Below are 18,715 nucleotides of genomic sequence, written 5' to 3'. Positions count from 1 at the left end.
GGAACCGGTGGCCGAGGTACCGGAGCCAGAAATCACCGAGCCCGAGGAACCGGTGGCCGAGGTACCGGAGCCAGAAATCACCGAGCCCGAGGAACCGGTGGCCGAGGTACCGGAGCCAGAAACGCCCGGAACGGAAGAACCTGAAGAATTTGCATGTTTCGATGTGCAGGAGTTCCTGGCCGAGATCCGGGCATTCGTCCAATCGATTCAGGCGCAGTTCGACCAGTTTGATTGGAACGAAACGGACTATGCCGATGCGGAACCCGAAACCGACGATTTCGATATGGTGATGACCGGCGATGACAATCCTGCGGACGATGTTGAGACATGCTCTGACATGACCGGAGACAATTCAGGTGATGTCTTTGTGTTCAACTATTATGATTTCGACTGCATGATGGACGCCGCTTAACGGGTCCCAGGGTGCGGGGCGGGGGCGACCCTGCCTCGCACCAATTTCTACTTCAATAGTTCAATAGACCTTTGGGACATACAGATCGTCCGGCAGAACCCGGCGTTCGTATTCCGGGTTGTACTTTCGATCCGGCAGGTCGACTTTTTCCTGCGGAACATCCGAATACGGGATCTTGGTCAGCAGGTGTTCGATACAATTCAGGCGCTCGCGCTTTTTGTCATTGCCTTCGACGATGTACCAGGGCGCTTCGGGTATGTTCGTGCGGAACAACATATCCTCTTTGGCCTTGGTGTAGGATTCCCACCGAATGCGCGATTCCAGATCCATCGGCGACAGCTTCCACTGCTTCATCGGATCGTGAATGCGCATCAGGAATCGCAACTGCTGTTCTTCATCAGTGATCGAGAACCAATATTTCAGCAGGATGATCCCCGACCGCACCAGCATCCGTTCGAATTCGGGAACGTCCTGAAAGAACTGTTCGACCTGATCTTCGCTGGCAAAACCCATGACCCGTTCGACACCGGCCCTGTTATACCAGGACCGGTCGAACAGAACGATTTCGCCAGCTGCGGGCAGGTGCGGCACGTAGCGTTGGAAATACCACTGGCTTTGTTCCCTGCGACTCGGTGCAGGCAAGGCAACCACACGCGCAACACGCGGGTTCAGGCGCTGGGTAATCCGCTTGATTACCCCCCCTTTACCGGCACTGTCGCGACCTTCGAACAGGATGCACACTTTGGCGCCGGTATGTTGAACCCAATCCTGCACTCTGATCAGTTCGGCCTGCAATCGCAGCAGGTTCTGGAAATAGACCTTGCGGTCCAACATGTCGGGATGCTGTTCCTTGTAGATCTTGCGAACTTCCATCGACAGCATCGGCTCACTGAATTCGATTTCGAAATCTTCGTCCAACGAGTCTTCGAGCTCGGCTTCCAGCCAGTCTTTTGGGGCGTCATTGTGTTGGTAAGCCAAGATCTGCTCCTTATCAGTCAACGGGTTCCGACCATACCCAGAGAGTGTGACCGCCTGATGTCATCAGAAATAATTGATGAACGCCCCGCGCCGGTTCAATATCAAGTTGGTGCGGTGCCGTAAAACAGGCAGATGTACGGTCATCCCTATAATTGAACCGACCTGCGCCTGGATACAAGCGTCTGATTTGACGCAACGCCGACAGTAAGGCACAGGCCGACCCTTACACGGCCTTGCCATTTGGGGGTGTCCGACGGCATCAATACGCACCTGAATACGAGAGAGAGCCGTGGCGCATTTTGTATCCCTCCTGCCATTGATATGGCCCTGGTTCATACTGATCGCCGGCATGGTCAGTGCGGCCTCGGGCCGGCGGCAACTTGGCCTGACGCTGCTGTTGGTGTTTGGTCTTGCCGCCCTCGCCATTGGGCTGGTCACGCCTTTGGCTGTTGGAATTGTTGCAGCCGGATTGCTGGGTGCTGCGGCCCTGAACCATCTCACAGGCACCGGCGCGGCGGTTGGCCACGTCATGTTGATTGGCTGGTGTCTTGGATTGGGCGCGCATCTGGTGCCCGGATTTCAAAACCTGCTGGTACTGGACCGGGTCTATGCCGGGCCCGACAGTTCGGCGTTTTCAATGTACCTGAATCTGGACAAGCCAATGGTGCTGTTCGCGGTTCTGTTGGCGTGGCCGGGACTGACCAATTCAGCGAGACCTGTCCGGAGAACACCGTTGCTGGTGGGCCTTGCGGCCTTACCCGCCCTCTTCGCCGTTGGACTGGCCGCGCAGGCCATCCGGCCAGAGGTCAGCCTGCCACCTTGGTGGATTGTGTTCGCACTCTCGAATCTGTTTCTGACCTGCTTGACGGAAGAGGCCTTTTTCCGTGGGTATCTGCAGTCGCTTATTGCGTCCAAACTAGGTGCAGCACTTGGTGTGACTCTGGCCAGCCTTCTGTTTGGTTTGGCGCATTTTGCCGGGGGTCCGGCCCTAGTCGCTTATGCCGCGATTCTTGGCGCGGCCTGTGGTTTGGGATTTTATGCGACCGGTCGGTTGTGGGTGCCCGTCATAATGCATTTCGGCTTCAATGCCATGCATCTGATCCTGTTCACCTACCCGGCCCCAGCCTGACGGTCACACCGGCAAGGCCGTCGTCTTGAACACAGTACGCAAAGCAAATGAGCTTTGCATTTGCGCCACGCCGGGCAAGCGCGAAAGGTACTGACGGTGAATTCGGGCGAAATCCTCGGTGTTCTCGGCGACAACCTTCAGAATATAGTCCGCCGTCCCCGCCATGAGATGACACTCCAGAACGTCGGGAATACGCGCCACTGCTTTTTCGAACGCATCCAAAAGCTCTTCGGCCTGGCCCTGCAAGGTGATCTCGACAAACACGGTGGTCGGGACGTTCATCTTGCGTGCATCCAGCAATGCCACATAGTTTCGAATGTACCCGTCGGCTTCAAGCCGTTGGACACGCCGGTGACATGCCGACGGCGACAGATTCACCTGATCTGACAGCTCGGCATTCGACATCCTGCCGTTTCTCTGCAGGGCGGCCAGAATCTTTCTATCGGTCGTGTCGAGGCTCATACGCGCAAATCCTTTGCAAGATATTCCAATAGTACCGAAGATTCTCGCAAAGAAAACCAAAATGACGGGCAGAGTTTCACAGAAATTGCATCCCAAATTGCACATAATTTGGGCAGTTTATGAATGGAGGAGCGAGAAATGAAAATCGGTTGCCCCAAGGAAATCAAACCCCAGGAATTCCGTGTTGGCATGACCCCCAACGCTGCGCAAGAAGCTGTTGCGCGCGGCCACGAGGTCATCATTGAAACCAATGCCGGCATGGGTTCTGGCTTTGACAACGACTCTTATGTCGCTGCAGGCGCTCGCATTGTCGACACCGCCGAAGAAGTTTTTGCGACCGCAGACATGATCGTAAAGGTCAAGGAACCTCAGGCGGTTGAGCGCAAGATGCTGCGTGAAGGCCAGCTGCTGTTCACCTACCTGCACCTGGCACCTGATCCAGACCAGACCCACGACCTGCTGGCGTCGGGCTGCACCGCGATTGCCTATGAAACCGTAACTGACCGCAACGGCGGCCTGCCGCTGCTGGCGCCGATGTCCGAAGTTGCTGGTCGTCTGGCACCTCAGGTCGGTTCGTGGACCCTGCAAAAGGCCAATGGCGGCCGCGGTGTTCTGATGGGTGGCGTTCCCGGTGTTGGCCCAGCCAAAGTCATCGTGATCGGCGGCGGCGTTGTTGGCACGCACGCAGCCAAGATCGCGGCCGGCATGGGCGCTGATGTCACCGTTCTGGACCGGTCTCTGCCACGCCTGCGTTACCTCGACGACGTCTTCGGCGGCACATTCAAAAGCCAGTACTCGACAGCCGGAGCAACGGCCGAGCTGATCCAGGATGCCGACATGGTCATCGGTGCTGTTCTGATCCCGGGCGCTGCGGCACCCAAGCTGATCTCGCGTGCGCAGCTGTCCACCATGAAACCCGGTGCGGTTCTGGTTGACGTTGCCATCGACCAGGGCGGCTGCTTTGAAACCTCCAAAGCGACCACCCATGCTGACCCGATCTACGAAGTTGACGGCGTCATGCACTACTGCGTTGCCAACATGCCGGGCGCGGTTGCGCGGACTTCGACCATCGCATTGGGTAACGCGACCATGCCGTTCCTGCTGGCACTGGCTGGTAAAGGCTGGAAGAAAGCATGTCAGGACGACCCGCATTTGCTGGCAGGTCTGAACGTCCATGCCGGTCAGCTGACTTACGAAGCTGTTGGTACGGCGCTGGGTCTGGACGTTGTCTCGCCTGAGGCAATCGTCAACGCCTGAAGCACTCCCGCCCCTGAAAGTAGCCGCTGAAGCGGCTGCTTTACAGCGTTGGGCATAGCGGCGCGCCTCTGGCGCGCCGCTTTTCGTTTGTAGCCACGATCCTGGCTTCCAAAAAAGAAACGCCGCGCTGAAAGCGCGGCGCCGTGCCCAACCGGAGGAGGGCATTTCCAATGCCCACGCGACGGGCGGGAGCCTTTACCCTTCCTTGTGGATTTCCACCGAATGCGGGTAGGGAATCGAAACACCTTTGGCGTCAAAGGCTTCCTTGACGGCTTTGGTCAGGTCGAACTTCACATCCCAATAATCCGCCGCCGCGCACCACAGGCGCGCTGTCAGGTCAACCGAGCTGTCGCCCAGATTGGTCACGCGCACCCACGGTTCCGGGTCATCCATGATGCGCTCATCAGCCTTCGCGACATCCAGAATGATCTTCATTGCCTCATCCGCACTGTCGCCATAGTCGATGCCGAACACCAGATCGACGCGGCGCGTTTCATGGGCCGAGTAGTTCGTGATGATCGATCCCCAGGATTGTCCGTTGGGAACGATGATCTGCACGTTATCCGGCGTCACCAGCTCGGTCGTGAACAGGTTCAGATCCTTAACAGTGCCTGCGGTGCCGCCGATATCGACATACTGACCTAGCTTGTAAGGGCGGAAGACAACCAGCATGACACCGGCAGCAAGATCGCTCAGAGTTCCTTGAAGGGCCAAACCAATGGCCAGAGAAGCAGCACCCAAAATGGCGACGATGCTTGTCGCCTGAATGCCAAAGATGCCCAGCACTGCAACCAGTACCATGGCCAATATGACCCATTTCACCAGACTGGCGACGAAATTCCCAAGCGTCTGATCAATATGCGGTGTCGCATTGATCCTGCGCCGGACTACACCGGCAATGGCGCCAGCAATGATCCATCCAAGGATCAGTACGACCAGCGCTTTGACTGCGCTTATGATCAGCGGGGCAAAGGCACCCACCTGTGTTACGACATCATCCACGCGCATCTCCTTTTGATTCACGGCAAACCCGCGTCTCTCAGCGCGGGATTGGCGGAATAGTGATCCATAAGCGCGCGTCGGTCTAGGTGTGAGATACGCAGGTTTTCCCCGTTGTTCTCACGCACACAGTCCCTGACCTTGTATGCACAGCCCGGATACTGGCAAGACTGGGCAGGTGTACCTAACTATTGCTGGCAACCCATGACAGGAGCCCCCCATGCTGGACACCGCCTCTCACCCGATAACAGCCCGCTGGCCTGCGCAGTTTCCCGACAGGATTCAGCTCTATTCTTTCCCCACGCCGAACGGCGTCAAAGCGTCGATCATGCTGGAAGAAACCGGCCTGCCCTATGAAGCCCATCGGGTTACGCTTTCGGACTCGGATGTCAAAAGCCCCGAATTCCTGTCATTGAACCCCAACAACAAAATCCCGGCGATCATCGACCCGAATGGTCCGGACGGAGAATCCATTGGTCTGTTCGAAAGCGGAGCGATCCTGATATATCTCGCCGAGAAAAGCGGCAAGTTTCTGGGTCAGACCAAAGCCGACAAATATCGCGTGATCCAATGGGTGATGTTCCAGATGGGCGGCATCGGTCCGATGTTCGGGCAACTGGGCTACTTCCACAAATTCGCAGGCCGCGAGATCGAAGACCCCCGCCCGCGTGAACGCTACGTGAACGAGGCCAAGCGATTGCTGAATGTCCTGAACCAACAGCTTGAAGGCCAGGATTGGATTGCCGGAGACTATTCGATTGCCGATATCGCAATCGCGCCGTGGCTGCGCGGGCTCGAATTCTACAATGCCCACGACCTTGTTGGTTGGGAAGACCACGCCAATCTGGTGGCGTATCTCGACCGGTTCCTAGAGCGACCCGCGGTGCAAAAAGGCCTGGTTACGCCGCCCCGGGACTGATTGCTTCGGCGATCTTTTCGGCAATCATGATAGTGGGCGCATTGGTATTGCCGCCGACCAAAGTCGGCATGACCGATGCGTCGACCACCCGCAGCCCCTCGACCCCATGAACCCGACCTTCGGTATCGACAACGGCCATATCGTCGATCCCCATCTTGCAGGTGCCCACCGGGTGATAGATCGTGTCGGCACGGCTGCGGATATCAGCCTCCAAGGCCTGATCACTGTCGTCATGGGCATAGAGTCGCTTTTTGCGCCAGGGTTCCAGCGGCTCGGATTCGAGAATTGATTCCATGATACGAGCCCCGCGCTTCAACAGATCCAGATCGCGGTCATCGCTGAGATAAGCCGGGTCAATACGCGGCGCCTCTCCGGCCCGGTCCGAGGTTAGGCCCACGCTGCCCCTGCTGAACGGGCGCAACACACAGACATGGCACGAAAACCCGTGCGACAAGTGAATCTTGCGCATGTGGTCGTCAACGATTCCGACAACAAAGTGCAGCTGAAGATCCGGTTTGGAAACGGATGGATCAGATTTGAAGAACGCGCCGCCTTCGGCAAAAGGAGTCGCAAACAGCCCCTCTCCAGTGCGGCGCCAGTCCAACCCCGCCTTAGCCAGGTTCCATAGCCCGCCCGGGGTCAGCCCGATGACATCCTTACGTTTCGAATGATAGCTGAGGACATAGTCCAGATGGTCCTGCAGATTCTGACCAACGCCGGGCAAGTCGTGCAGAACGGGAATACCGTGCTGTTTCAACTCGGCCTCGGGCCCGACACCGGACAACATCAGCAATTGTGGCGAACCAAAAGCACCCCCCGAAAGGATGACTTCACGGCGAGCGCGAACCTCGACAGCCTTACCTTTCTGACGCAGCAAAACCCCGGTTGCGCGCTTTTTGTCCAAAAGGATCTTCTGAGCTTCTGCCCCTGTCATGATTGTCAGGTTCGGCCGCGATTTGACGCCCCGCAAATAGGCCGCAGCCGCCGAGCAGCGTTCACCCTTATGCGCCCCGTCGTGGAACTGCGTGACCTGATACAGGCCCGCGCCTTCCTGTGTCGGCCCGTTGAAATCCTTTGTCTTGCGAATTTGTTGCTGGCCGCAGGCCTCGACAAACGCATGAGAGATGGCACGCGGCTCAGACTGGTCCGACACCTGCAAGGGACCATCACCGCCATGGAGATCATCCGCACCGCGCGCGTTGCCCTCGGTCTTGCGGAAGTAAGGCAGGACATTCTTCCAATCCCAACCTTCGCACCCCAAATCCGCCCATTCATCATAGTCCGTGGGGTGTCCGCGCACATACAGCATCGCATTGATCGCCGACGATCCGCCCATTGCCTTTCCCCGTGGCTGAAACCCCTTCCGACCATTTAACCCGGCCTGTGGCACGGTTTGAAAAGCCCAGTTGTTTAGCTTGGGCCGCCCCGAAACCATGGCTGCCACCAGCGCCGGAGCCCGGATCACCAGATCTTCACCGGCGCCACCCGCTTCAAGCAGGCAAACGCTTGTGTCTAGATCTTCGCTCAGCCGCGCGGCCATAACACATCCGGCGGACCCACCGCCCACGATGACATAGTCGAATTCCATGAATGTCTCCCCGTACTGCCCAAACAGACGGTAGAAAGCACCCTGATTTCCCGCAAGGAAAACGTCGCGTGAGTTATTTTGGCAGCGCGCCCGTCAGAACATAGCGCAGTACATCAACGACTTGGCCCGGATGCTCGGCCACGGCCAGTGCCGCCGCATCCACCTCTTTCAACGCGTGTTGGTGATCAGGGCCGTGCAGCACAATCAGTGATTTCCCCAGCGCCGCAGCGTAACCCGCGTCAAATGCCGCATTCCACTGTTTGTATTTTTCACCGAAGCGGACCACGACTACATCGGCATCCGCGATGCCCTTGCGCGTGCGGATCGCGTTGACCATTGCGCCTTTGTGGTCGTGCCAATACTTGTTTGGCTCGCCCCCCAGAATGGCCACACCACAGTCATCGCTGGCCGCGTGATCAGTCACAGGACTGTTGAACGTGATGTCCAGACCCTGAGCGCCTTCGATGATCTGTTCCCGCCAATCGGTATGGATTTCGCCGGATAGGTAAACGTTCAGCATCATTTGCTCCTCCGCAAAAACAGAAAGGGCGCCACCGCCCCTTCATCTTTTCAAAAACTCCAGCCGGAGGCGGCCAGGCATCACCCGCGCAGAACGCCGCCAGTCGCCTTGGTGACCTTGGCGATGATTTTCTCAGCCACCGCTTCGATGTCTTTTTCCTTTAGCGTCGCATCCGTCGGCTGGAGGCGAACAGTGATGGCCAGAGATTTCTTACCCTCACCCAGGCTACCGCCGATAAACTCGTCAAAGACCCGGACGTCCTCGATCAGCGCCTTGTCAGCACCCGCTGCGGCGTTCACCAGTGTCAGCGCTTCGACGCCCTCGTCGACGACAAAGGCAAAGTCACGCTCGACCGCCTGAAGATCGCGCAATTCCAGCGCCGCTCGGGTGGCACCGGACTTACGTGGCAGAGGCACCTCCTCCGGCCAGATGGTGAAAGCCATCGCAGGGCCTTTGATATCCATCGCCTGCAACACGCGTGGGTGCAGCTCACCAAAGACGCCCAACACCTTTTTCGGGCCAAGACAGATCTTGCCGTGACGGCCAGGATGCCACCAGGCATCACCATCGCGCAGGACCTGCACTTTAGCGGGCGCACCGATTGCGGCCAGCACAGCCTCGGCATCTGCTTTGGCGTCGAACACATCGACAGGGCGCGAAGCGCCGTGCACATCCTTGGGACCGCTGCGTCCAACCAAAAGGCCAGTGATCTGGGTTTTCTGATCGCCAGGCTCACCATCGTGAAACACCGGGCCAACCTCGAACAGTGCCACGTCGGCATACCCACGCGCCTGATTGCGGGCCGCAGCTTGCAACAGACCGGGCAGCAAATCGGGGCGCATATGGCTCATCTCGGACGAGATCGGGTTTTCAAGCTGCGTCGCCTCATCCCCGCCACCGAACAACGCGGCCGAGGCCTGATCGATGAAGGTATAGCTGACACATTCGTTGTACCCCAACGCCGCACAAGTGCGACGTGCCATCGACTGACGCCGCTGCGACGGGGTCATCACCGCCTTGGGAATACCATCCGTAACACGCGGCAGCGGCTTACCCTGCAGTTTGGTCAGAGATGCAATCCGAGCGACCTCTTCCACCAGATCGGCCTCACCCATGACATCGGGACGCCAGCTGGGGACATGCGCCATCTCACCCTCAAGGCGGAAGCCCAAACGTGTCAGAGTCTGGCGCTGCTCGGCCTCGGGAATGTCCATGCCGACCAGCGACTTAACACGCTCAGCGTCCAGCTTATAGGCGCGCGAATGATCCGGCACCTTGCCAGCTTCGACCACTTTCGAGGCTTCACCACCGCAGATATCCAGGATCATCTGCGTCGCGTGTTCCAACCCTTCCAGCGTGTATTCCGGGTCCACGCCACGTTCGAACCGATAGCGCGCGTCCGAGTTGATCTTAAGCGCACGGCCTGTCAACGCGATCTGCACATGATCCCAGAACGCGCTTTCGAGGAAGACGTTCACGGTCTCTTCGGTACAGCCGGTTTCCTCACCGCCCATGATACCAGCGATGGATTCGGGACCTTTGTCGTCCGAAATCACCATCATGCCGGGCTGCAGGGTGTATTCCTTCTCATCCAACGCCACCAGCTTTTCGCCACCATTGGCACGGTGAACGCGCAGGTTGCCCTGAACCTTATCGGCGTCGAACACGTGCAGCGGACGGTTCTGGTCGAAGGTCATGTAGTTGGTGATATCGACCAACGCCGAGATCGGACGCAGACCAATTGCCTTCAACTGATCCTGCAACCATTGCGGGCTGGGGCCGTTTTTGACGCCCTTGATCAGACGACCGGTGAAATGCGGCGCGCCATCCAGCGTGTCCTCATCAATCGTCACCTTGATCGGGCTTTCGAAATCACCCGGCACCGGCACATAATCACGCTCTTTTAGCGTGCCAACACCGCGCGCAGCCAGATCGCGGGCGATCCCGGCCACGCCCAGCGCATCAGGGCGGTTCGGCGTGATCGCGATTTCGATCATCGGATCGACCTTCGCGGGTTCGTTTTCAGCCAGCCAGTCGACGAACTTGTCGCCGACTTCACCCGAAGGCAGTTCGATGATGCCGTCATGCTCGTCCGACAGCTCCAGTTCGCGCTCGGAGGCCATCATGCCAAAGCTTTCGACACCGCGGATCTTGCCGACGCTGATGGTCAGGTCCAGACCGGGGATATACATGCCGGGTTTACAGACAACGACAGTGATGCCTTCGCGCGCATTCGGCGCGCCGCAGATGATCTGCAGATCGCCCTCGTCGGTCGCGACCGTGCACACACGCAGCTTGTCGGCATCAGGATGTTTTTCCGCGTGCTTCACATAGCCCAGCGTAAAGCCTGCCAGACGGTCAGCAGGGTTCACGATCTCTTCGACTTCCAGTCCAAGATCGGTCAGCGTCTCTGCAATCTCATCTACCGACGCATCGGTGTCGAGGTGGTCTTTCAGCCAGGAAAGAGTGAATTTCATCGGTCGGTATCCGCCAGTAAATCTAGGGTCAGACCGCGTTTAACGGATATTGCGGACAGGGGAAAGAGGGTGAGGGGGGCTTGGGCGCCTACTCTTCCGCGACCGTGTTGGAAACGCCCTCTGCACCGGCAAACACAGCCAGAATCCGCGCGATATCTTCGCCTGAATTCACGCCTGCATGAGGTGAACGGAACGCCTCGACCAGCGCATCACCGGTTTTGTAGGTTTTGGTCCCGGCATCCCCGTAATCCACTGTGATTTCACCCTCCAGCATGTAAGCCGCCAATGGGGCCTCGTGCCGGTGCCAGCCGGTTTTTTGGCCGGGCTGCATGGTCACGATGGCCATGGTTATCTGCGCCTTGCCTTCGGGGTATTCCAGCGGTTCACCAATTACGGACTTATCGGTCTGCAACAGAACCTCAACCGGCGGATACGTATCGCGCGCCAGAACAGGTGTGGTTGCAAGGATCAGGGCGCATAGCAGCAAGGTTTTCATCGGGCAGTTCCATTTTCGGATCATTCCGGGCAACCAAGCTGGAAATACCTGTGCAAGTCAAATGATCAGGGATATGTCGGCTCGCGCCCCAGCAGCTCATCCAACTGCCGCCCAATCCAGCCATGCGGGATGAAATGCCCGCCCGGATGCGTATCCAGTGATACCTGCCCCCGGGCGCAATCGGTCCATTCCACCCGGCTGAGCGTCAGGATCGGCACAACGCTCCAATCCCCGCGTGGGGTGGCGGTTTCGCAGCCGAATTTCTGCCGCCACAGTGTCACCGGATAGGTCGTATCACCGCCCGGTCCAAAGGGGAAATCCATGACGGTATCGCTGGTCCCATGCACATGGCGCACCTCGGCCGGGGCCTGCGGACAGTCCTCGGTCTGGCGAATGGTGCCCGCGATGCCCAGCAAGGCGGCTGTGTCATTGCCGGACTGGCAGACATAGCGCCACGCCATCGCGCCGCCGTAGGAATAGCCCGAGACATATATGCGGTCGGGGTCAATCGGATAGCGACTAGCCACATCCTCCAGCACCCGGTCAGCGAAAGGCACATCCCCAGTGTCCGAGGTCCAGAAGTCCCAGCTTTTGCCCAACCCGTTCGGGGCCACCAACAACACGCCGCGCAGCTTCGTGGCTCCGGCGATGCGTTCGTGGTTCACCACCACCGTCCCTTGCCGCGCCCAGCCGTGAAAATGCAGCAACACCGGCAAAGGCGTTTCGCCATCCCACCCGTCAGGTTCCAACACATGATAGGAACGGTCGCCGACCTGACAGGCGGTATCGCCGTGGCAGGATTCGATTGCGATGGCTTGGGTGGCGGTCACCACGAGGAGACAGAGCAGTCGATAAATCATCTGCCGAACCCTAGCGAGGCTGCGCGCGCTGTCACGTCACAACCCCGTGCGAGATTGTGACAAGCCGTGCTATCGCCAGCCCGTGCGGGCGGTCTGGCGATAGCGCGGCGGCCTATCGGCCTTTGTTCCGCGCTTACTTCTTGAAGCGATCTATGAGCTTTTTGGTTTTGTAGACTCGGTTTAGCCGGTCGGTGTAAATCTGGTCTCGTTTTTCCCAGACACGGTGATGCGCTAGCAAGAAAAGTCCTTGGAACGGCGTCATAGCCAGCAGGATCAACGCGTTGATCCATCCGGGAAAGAAGCTCGCGAGCCCGAAAAAGATCAAAAAAGGTCCAAATACAACGGCATAACCCACCCACCGGCGATGGCGTGCAGAAAACGCGAAGCACCAGTCGTAGTAGGTCGCAAGGTATACACCAAGTTGATACACTACCTACCACCACTTCCAAAAACCGCTGTTGCGTTTGTTAATCAGGTCTTGGGTTTTTTCTTTTTGAATCCTATCTCGCATGTGAAAAGCACCGGGCTTCAAAAACTCAAGGCCAGCAATCAGCATGCCCGGCAGAAACAAAAGCGCAGATACGACAAAAGCGATCAAGACGGCGGCCGAGTTGCTTTCCGAAACCCAAGACGTCAGCATCGGTAGAACAAAAACCGCGAGAAACGAACACAAAAGCCAAAGCAGTGGACGTTTGGAAACCCTACGTTTCCACCAATCGCGATATGCTGTTAGCCAGTCGTCCAATGATCTCTCTAACGGCTCAAACCACCATGCAGGTTCGGCATATCCAGCGCCGCAAACCCGTAATGCCGCAACCAGCGCAGGTCGCTGTCAAAGAACGCGCGCAAATCAGGAATACCGTATTTCAGCATCGCCAGACGGTCGATGCCAATGCCAAAGGCAAAACCCTGATTGACTTCGGGGTCGATACCACCGGCGGCGATCACCTTGGGGTGGACCATGCCCGAGCCCAAAATCTCCATCCAGTCGTCGCCCTCGCCGATCTTCAACTGGCCGTTGTCCCAGGAACAGCGGATATCGACCTCGGCCGACGGTTCAGTGAAGGGGAAGTGCGAGGCGCGGAAGCGCAGTTCGACATCGTCGACCTCGAAGAACGCCTTCACGAACTCTTCCAGAACCCATTTCAGGTTTGCCATCGAGATGTTCTTGTCGATGGCCAGTCCCTCGACCTGATGGAACATCGGCGTGTGGGTCTGGTCATAGTCGGCGCGGTACACACCGCCCGGGCAGATCACGCGGATAGGCGCGCCCTGTTTCTCCATCGAGCGGATCTGCACCGGCGAGGTATGGGTGCGCAGCACGTGCGGTGGGCGATTGTCGCCTTCGGTGCGGTGCATGTAGAACGTGTCCATCTCGGCCCGCGCAGGGTGATGGCCGGGGATATTCAGGGCGTCAAAGTTGTACCAGTCGTCCTCGATCCGTGGCCCTTCGGCCACCGAGAAACCCAGTTCGGCAAAGATCGCGGTCAGTTCCTCGGTCGCCTGGCTAACTGGATGGATCGACCCCTGACGGCGGGCGCGGGTCGGCAAGGTGACGTCCAACCATTCTGTGCGCAGGCGTTCGTCCAGCGCGGCATCAGCCAAAGCGGCTTTCTTGGCGGAGAGGGCCGAGTTGATCTCATCCTTTAGGGCGTTCAGCGCGGGGCCAGCGACCTGGCGTTCCTCGGGCGTCATCTTGCCCAACTCGCGCATCTTCAGCGCAACCTCGCCCTTTTTGCCGACAGCCGCGACACGGATCGCTTCGAGCGCGTTTTCGTCGCCTGCATCGGCGATCTGACCCAGATATTTTCCCTTAAGATCGTCCATGACGGTTCCCTGAATGCTGTTGAGGCTCTGCTATCACAGCAGTCCGCGAAAGCAAGAGGGACGGATCAGATCGCCCGCAGCATTGCCACTTGTGGGCCGCACCGGACCGGGCGCACGGTCGGGCCATAAGTTTGTGGCTGATCCAAAAGCTCGGGGAACAGGGCGAACAGCTCGTCTGCGGCTTCGCGATCAAGACTCGACAGGCCCTGCGCCCCGGGAAAGAAGCTTTCCGAGATCAGACCAGAGGTCGACACCAGTTGATGCCGGTCAAAGAACAGGTGGACATAGTGGACAAGGTCGCAAGGCGCGGATGTGATGGTCGTGTCATTGACCATTGATTTGGCCGCGACAAGAACCTCATCTTCTCCGAACAGCAGCTGCGCCTGCCAACCTGAGACCAGCAGGCGGTGTTGCGGCGAGACGTAAATGTCCCTTTCCGCCCCCAACGCGCCGGAACGGATACGAACGGGTGCAAAACGACCCCGTCCTGAAACAGTGCGGCCACCGGCCCAGCGAATGATGCAAGCACCATCATCCTGTGTCAGCACCAGGTCACCCGGCCCCAGAGTTTCAACCCTACGCGGACCATCCGGCGTGTCGACCAACGTGCCAGCCGCGAAACACGGTGCGCCTGAATCGCCGGGCGAGAGCGGCGCATGCACCAGTGTGTCCGGGTTGGGCTGATTGAACTGCAGGGTTGTCGTGGTTTGGTTCGGCCCAACAAGAACCGGCAGATTTTCCGAAGTTTCCCCGGCGGCCAACCCGTTTTGAGCGACGATATCCGTGGTTCCGCCACCGATATCGTAGAAATCAATGACCTCGCCCGTCGATGTATTGGTCAGCGCATAGGCTTCATAGTTGTTCGGACCCCCGCCATTGGGGTCTGTCAGCAGGATCGGAAAGAAATCTGCTGAAATTACAAAGACCTGTTCATTGTTGTCAGGGTCGATTGAAACCTGAACCGATGGGTGGGTCAGCGGAATCTCGATCCCGACCTGACCATTCGCCTGATAGAAGGACACAGTGAAATTGGCCGGATCCTCATCGGATCTCAGCGCAACCTCTAGGAACTCGGAAACGCCGCTTTGGGCGGCATAGGCATTGGAATAATGCAGTTCGCTGATACGGGCCATGACGCCATCACGCTCGGGAATATCCCGCCAAGCATAGTCGGTTGACCCCGCCACATGGCAAGGTCACATCACGTTAATTGGCAAATACTCTCCTAAAGGCAACAGACCTAAAAGACGGTCAGTAGCTGAAATCGGGATAAATCCGGGTCAGATCGCCGTTCCAGTCGCCGTTATAGTGATCCAGCAACTCGTCCGCCGGAACCTTGCCAGTTTCGATACTGTCCTTGAGCGCATTCAGGAAATGCGTTTCATCCGGTACCAACCCACCTGCACCGGGAAAGGCGCGGGATTTCAAGCCGGCTTGGGCGATCGAAACCACCTCGCCAGCCAGATCGTGCATGTTGATGTCGCCGACCTGCGCCTGCAGGCCGTCCCGGGCGGCGGCAACCCGAAGCTCTTCGCGCGTCTCGGCATCCCAGCCTTTGACCAGATCCCAAGCCGCATCCAGCGCGCCTTGATCATAGGTCAAACCGACCCAGAATGCGGGCAAGGCACACAGGCGCCGCCAGGGACCACCATCGGCCCCGCGCATCTCCATGAACTTCTTGATCCGCGCCTCGGGGAAGGCTGTGGTCAGGTGATCCGCCCAGTCAGACAACGTCGGCGTTTCGCCTGGCAAAGCAGGCAGTTTGCCTTGCAGAAAGTCACGGAAGGACTGGCCCAGCGCGTCGATATACTTGCCGTCGCGATAGACGAAATACATCGGCACATCCAAGGCGTACTCGACCCAAGCCTCGAACCCGAACCCGTCTTCGAACACAAAGGGCAGCATACCGGTGCGCGCATCATCCAGATGACGCCAGATATAGCTGCGCCAGCTTTTTTGGCCGTTTGGCTTACCCTCAAAGAACGGGGAATTGGCAAACAGTGCCGTTGCCACAGGCTGCAACGCCAGCGCGACGCGCAGTTTCTGCACCATGTCGGCCTCGGATCCAAAGTCGATATTGACCTGAACCGTACACGTCCGGCGCATCATCGACCGGCCCATGGTGCCGACTTTTTCCATGTAGTCATTCATCAGCCGGTAACGCCCCTTGGGCATCAGCGGCATTTCCTCGTGGGTCCAGATCGGGGCGGCCCCAAGGCCGATGAAACCGACACCGATCTTGTCCGCGATATCCTTCACATCGCGCAGATGCGCGTTCACCTCGTCACAGGTTTCATGAATGGTCTCAAGCGGCGCGCCTGACAATTCCAACTGCCCGCCGGGTTCCAGCGATACATTGGCGCCGTCTTTTTCCAGCCCGATCAGCTTGCCGGCCTCTTCCACCGGGGCCCAGCCATGCAAATCACGCAAACCCTGCAGGACGGCAAGAATGGAACGCTCACCCTCAAAGGGCAGCGGTTTCAGCGTGTCTTTGCAATAACCGAACTTCTCATGTTCGGTTCCGATGCGCCAATCCTGTTTGGGCTTGCAGCCCGATTCCAGATATTCGGCCAGTTGCTCATGGCGTTCGATCGGTCCGCCGCCGGACTGGGGAATGGACATGAACCGTGCTCCGATCCTGATGTGTCTGTCGTTTGGTCAGTCGTGGTCTTAAACCGCGCCAGTGTCAATGCAGCCTCAAATGGGCCGGACGCAGAGGCGTGCGTTCCCAAATAACCACAGGATGCGTCGCGCCACCGTTCAGTTCCAACAGCATTTGTTCGGTTTTCAAACCCGGAAGGGCCGAGAACACATCAAACAGCGCTTCGGCACCTTCCGCATTCACAGGAATGTGAAGCGTCGGCTGCCCCTGCTGATCCAAAATCCAATGTGCCGGGGACGATGTCGGGTCCAGCACAAGGCGCTCGATTTCACGTGTCGCAACGATGCCGCCTGTCAGCGGTCCCAGATAAGTGATCTGACCTTCATCGATTGTCACCAGACCGGGGCCACCTGCACCGGTACGGAACCGGGCGCGTTGAATGCCAATAACGGCCAGCGCCACCGAGACCGCGATCAGTACCCAGCCCAGCCAACCCAGCAATCCACCGGGTCCGCCGATCCAGCTGAGGCCGACCAACAAGACGACCCCTGCCACCAGCACTTCGCGCCAGCGCCACAGGGCCAGTTTGGCTTCGGGTCGGATGAAACTCATGCCGTGTCCTCAGGGTTTTTGAACAAAATCAGGGAATAATGGCCTGCTGGCCGGAACCCTATTGCTATATAGGCACGCGCGGCGGCATCGCTAGCGGCAAACAGAACAGCGCGGGTTGCGCCGTTGCTGTGCGCCTCGCGTAGATGTAGCGCCACTGCTAGTCGCGCGTATCCATGCCCCCGAAGATCGGGCGGCGTATAAACACCGCCAATCTGGACAACCTCTGGCAAACGCGAGTTGAACCCGGTCATTCCTACTGGCCGACCATCAATCAGCAAGGCCCGATGGGAATCGCGTTCGATATAGGCAGCGATATCTTTTTGTGCCTGAGGTTGCGCGCGTTCGGGGTCAAAGCCCATTGCTTCGATCAGATAGTCTTGCCGCCATCCCACTGTTATGGATCGGTTCAGTTCATCCGGCGGCACCAGTTTCGCGCTGGTGGCGTCCGGCATGACAAGTTGATTCAGCTCCAGCGAGAACCCCGGCTCGTCACTGTTTAGGGTTGCAGGGCGGTCTTCCCATCCCGCAAGCTGCATGATCCGACGTGCTTGAGTGGCCTCAGCCGCCAGACCGAACAACCTGCGCCCCCGGATCAGGCGAATCGCCTGCCTCAGTACGTCATCCGAGCATTCGGGGCATTGCGGCAGGACCATACCTTCATTTGTGATTCCAAAAATCGCCCTCGGACCATCACCCAATGTCCACAAGTTCAAGGCGCGCGGGTCTGAGCCGCGCAAGCCGAAGTCCCGCAGGTTCGCCAGAGGGAACATGGACGTCTGGATATGTTCGAACAGGAACCTGTCGATCTTTGGAACGTCTGCGCCTTGCGCTTCTTGCCAGTTCACACCCAGTCTCCCAGCGCCTGCTGCCACATCGTCAGCGCCGCTACGGCAGCCGTATCGGCGCGCAGGATGCGCGGGCCAAGGCTGACCACATGCGAAAAGGGCAGCGCAGCCAGCCGCGCACGCTCGCGCTCGGAAAAACCACCTTCGGGGCCGATGAGAATAGCCCAGGGTTGGTCCGTTTCATTGCCAGCCAGCCGCAGGGCCGAGCCTACCTCGGCCTCATCGCAGAACATCAGTTGCCGCCCTTTGGGCCAGCTTTCCAATACGCGATCCAATCGCTGCAGATCAGCCACCTCGGGCACAAATGTTCCACCGCATTGCTCGGTCGCCTCAACGGCGTGCGCCTGCAATCGGTCCTGACGAATGCGTTCCGAATTGGTGAATTCCGTCTGCACCGGCATGATCCGCGCCGCGCCCATTTCCGCCGCCTTTTCAACGATAAAGTCAGTGCGCGCCTTTTTGATCGGCGCGAACAGGAACCACAGGTCTGGTGGCAGTTGCAGCGGTTTGGATTGCTCAACGCAGGACAAGACGCCGCCCCGCTTGCCTGCCTCTATTACCTCGGCCAGCCACTCTCCGTCCTGCCCATTGAACAGCGCGACCCGTCCACCGACGGACAGGCGCATGACGCCAAACAGGTAATGGGCCTGCTCGCGCGTCAAAGGAACCGATTGCCCCTGACCCAGAGGGTGCTCTACATACAGTCTGATCTTTGCACTCATGAGACCTTAC

18 protein-coding genes and 1 pseudogene are annotated in these 18,715 nt (G+C 58.5%); 5 read left to right on the top strand and 14 right to left on the bottom strand.

The features are described from left to right. Nucleotides 1–412 (top strand): annotated as a pseudogene (locus AC2FJF_RS22735) (CAP domain-containing protein); the annotation flags it as partial. 60 nt (nt 413–472) lie between these two features. Here the strand turns inward: AC2FJF_RS22735 and ppk2 are convergent. Beyond that, nucleotides 473–1,390, bottom strand: coding sequence for a polyphosphate kinase 2 (gene ppk2 / locus AC2FJF_RS22730; protein ID WP_496727303.1), 918 nt, complete (start codon nt 1,388–1,390; stop codon nt 473–475). Nucleotides 1,391–1,679: 289 nt separating this feature from the next. On the opposite strand from ppk2, the gene AC2FJF_RS22725 reads away from it, so the two are divergent. Further along, a complete protein-coding gene (locus AC2FJF_RS22725) occupies nt 1,680–2,519 on the top strand; it encodes a CPBP family intramembrane glutamic endopeptidase (protein ID WP_496727302.1) in 840 nt (279 codons plus the stop codon). A 3-nt stretch (nt 2,520–2,522) separates the two neighbouring features. Here AC2FJF_RS22725 and AC2FJF_RS22720 read toward each other — a convergent pair whose 3' ends face one another. After that, nucleotides 2,523–2,981, bottom strand: coding sequence for an Lrp/AsnC family transcriptional regulator (locus AC2FJF_RS22720; protein ID WP_496727301.1), 459 nt, complete (start codon nt 2,979–2,981; stop codon nt 2,523–2,525). 138 nt (nt 2,982–3,119) lie between these two features. Here AC2FJF_RS22720 and ald point away from each other — a divergent pair, with 138 nt between their 5' ends. Beyond that, nucleotides 3,120–4,238, top strand: coding sequence for an alanine dehydrogenase (gene ald / locus AC2FJF_RS22715; protein WP_058273693.1), 1,119 nt, complete (start codon nt 3,120–3,122; stop codon nt 4,236–4,238). A 195-nt stretch (nt 4,239–4,433) separates the two neighbouring features. Here the strand turns inward: ald and AC2FJF_RS22710 are convergent, their stop codons facing one another. After that, nucleotides 4,434–5,246 (bottom strand): mechanosensitive ion channel family protein, encoded by an 813-nt coding sequence (locus tag AC2FJF_RS22710; protein ID WP_496727304.1) that lies wholly within the window; start codon nt 5,244–5,246, stop codon nt 4,434–4,436. A gap of 211 nt (nt 5,247–5,457) precedes the next feature. On the opposite strand from AC2FJF_RS22710, the gene AC2FJF_RS22705 reads away from it, so the two are divergent. Further along, the gene (locus AC2FJF_RS22705) at nt 5,458–6,156 is read left to right on the top strand and encodes a glutathione S-transferase family protein (protein WP_496727299.1); all 699 of its coding nucleotides are present in this window, start codon (nt 5,458–5,460) and stop codon (nt 6,154–6,156) included. Here AC2FJF_RS22705 and AC2FJF_RS22700 read toward each other — a convergent pair. The 5 genes from AC2FJF_RS22700 to AC2FJF_RS22680 form a co-directional block, all read right to left on the bottom strand. Then, on the bottom strand, nt 6,137–7,744 hold the full coding sequence (locus tag AC2FJF_RS22700; protein ID WP_496727297.1) for a GMC family oxidoreductase: 1,608 nt from the start codon (nt 7,742–7,744) through the stop codon (nt 6,137–6,139). The two genes, AC2FJF_RS22705 and AC2FJF_RS22700, sit on opposite strands and share 20 nt — an antisense overlap. Nucleotides 7,745–7,817: 73 nt before the next feature. Continuing rightward, entirely contained in the window at nt 7,818–8,267 is a 450-nt protein-coding gene (locus AC2FJF_RS22695; RefSeq protein ID WP_496727296.1) for a YtoQ family protein, read from the bottom strand. A 77-nt stretch (nt 8,268–8,344) separates the two neighbouring features. Next, nucleotides 8,345–10,741 (bottom strand): phenylalanine--tRNA ligase subunit beta, encoded by a 2,397-nt coding sequence (gene pheT, locus AC2FJF_RS22690; RefSeq protein ID WP_496727294.1) that lies wholly within the window; start codon nt 10,739–10,741, stop codon nt 8,345–8,347. 88 nt (nt 10,742–10,829) lie between these two features. Beyond that, the gene (locus AC2FJF_RS22685) at nt 10,830–11,261 is read right to left on the bottom strand and encodes a cupin domain-containing protein (RefSeq protein ID WP_496727293.1); all 432 of its coding nucleotides are present in this window, start codon (nt 11,259–11,261) and stop codon (nt 10,830–10,832) included. 41 nt (nt 11,262–11,302) lie between these two features. Continuing rightward, nucleotides 11,303–12,097 (bottom strand): CE1 family esterase, encoded by a 795-nt coding sequence (locus tag AC2FJF_RS22680; RefSeq protein ID WP_496727292.1) that lies wholly within the window; start codon nt 12,095–12,097, stop codon nt 11,303–11,305. A 247-nt stretch (nt 12,098–12,344) separates the two neighbouring features. Here AC2FJF_RS22680 and AC2FJF_RS22675 point away from each other — a divergent pair, with 247 nt between their 5' ends. Beyond that, nucleotides 12,345–12,743 (top strand): hypothetical protein, encoded by a 399-nt coding sequence (locus AC2FJF_RS22675; RefSeq protein WP_496727290.1) that lies wholly within the window; start codon nt 12,345–12,347, stop codon nt 12,741–12,743. Between the two features lie 107 nt (nt 12,744–12,850). Here the strand turns inward: AC2FJF_RS22675 and pheS are convergent, their stop codons facing one another. From pheS to AC2FJF_RS22645, 6 genes are all read right to left on the bottom strand, one after another. After that, a complete protein-coding gene (gene pheS, locus AC2FJF_RS22670; RefSeq protein WP_496727289.1) occupies nt 12,851–13,924 on the bottom strand; it encodes a phenylalanine--tRNA ligase subunit alpha in 1,074 nt (357 codons plus the stop codon). 65 nt (nt 13,925–13,989) lie between these two features. Beyond that, nucleotides 13,990–15,111, bottom strand: coding sequence for a Hint domain-containing protein (locus AC2FJF_RS22665; protein ID WP_496727288.1), 1,122 nt, complete (start codon nt 15,109–15,111; stop codon nt 13,990–13,992). A 64-nt stretch (nt 15,112–15,175) separates the two neighbouring features. Further along, nucleotides 15,176–16,546 (bottom strand): glutamate--cysteine ligase, encoded by a 1,371-nt coding sequence (locus tag AC2FJF_RS22660; protein WP_058273615.1) that lies wholly within the window; start codon nt 16,544–16,546, stop codon nt 15,176–15,178. Nucleotides 16,547–16,610: 64 nt separating this feature from the next. Further along, complete coding sequence (locus AC2FJF_RS22655; protein ID WP_496727287.1) at nt 16,611–17,138, bottom strand: hypothetical protein; 528 nt, start codon at nt 17,136–17,138, stop codon at nt 16,611–16,613. Then, nucleotides 17,135–17,983: a GNAT family N-acetyltransferase gene (locus tag AC2FJF_RS22650; RefSeq protein WP_496727286.1), complete on the bottom strand. Its 849-nt coding sequence runs from the start codon at nt 17,981–17,983 to the stop codon at nt 17,135–17,137. The genes AC2FJF_RS22655 and AC2FJF_RS22650 overlap by 4 nt, the downstream gene beginning before the upstream one ends. Continuing rightward, a complete protein-coding gene (locus AC2FJF_RS22645; protein ID WP_496727285.1) occupies nt 17,980–18,705 on the bottom strand; it encodes a 16S rRNA (uracil(1498)-N(3))-methyltransferase in 726 nt (241 codons plus the stop codon). Before AC2FJF_RS22645 ends, AC2FJF_RS22650 begins: the two co-directional genes overlap by 4 nt. Between the last annotated feature and the right edge of the window lie 10 nt (nt 18,706–18,715).

Source organism: Ruegeria sp. CDSB013, assembly GCF_059611165.1.
The sequence above is the reverse complement of the archived record's forward strand: the minus strand, read 5'-3'. Positions and strand labels throughout refer to the sequence as shown.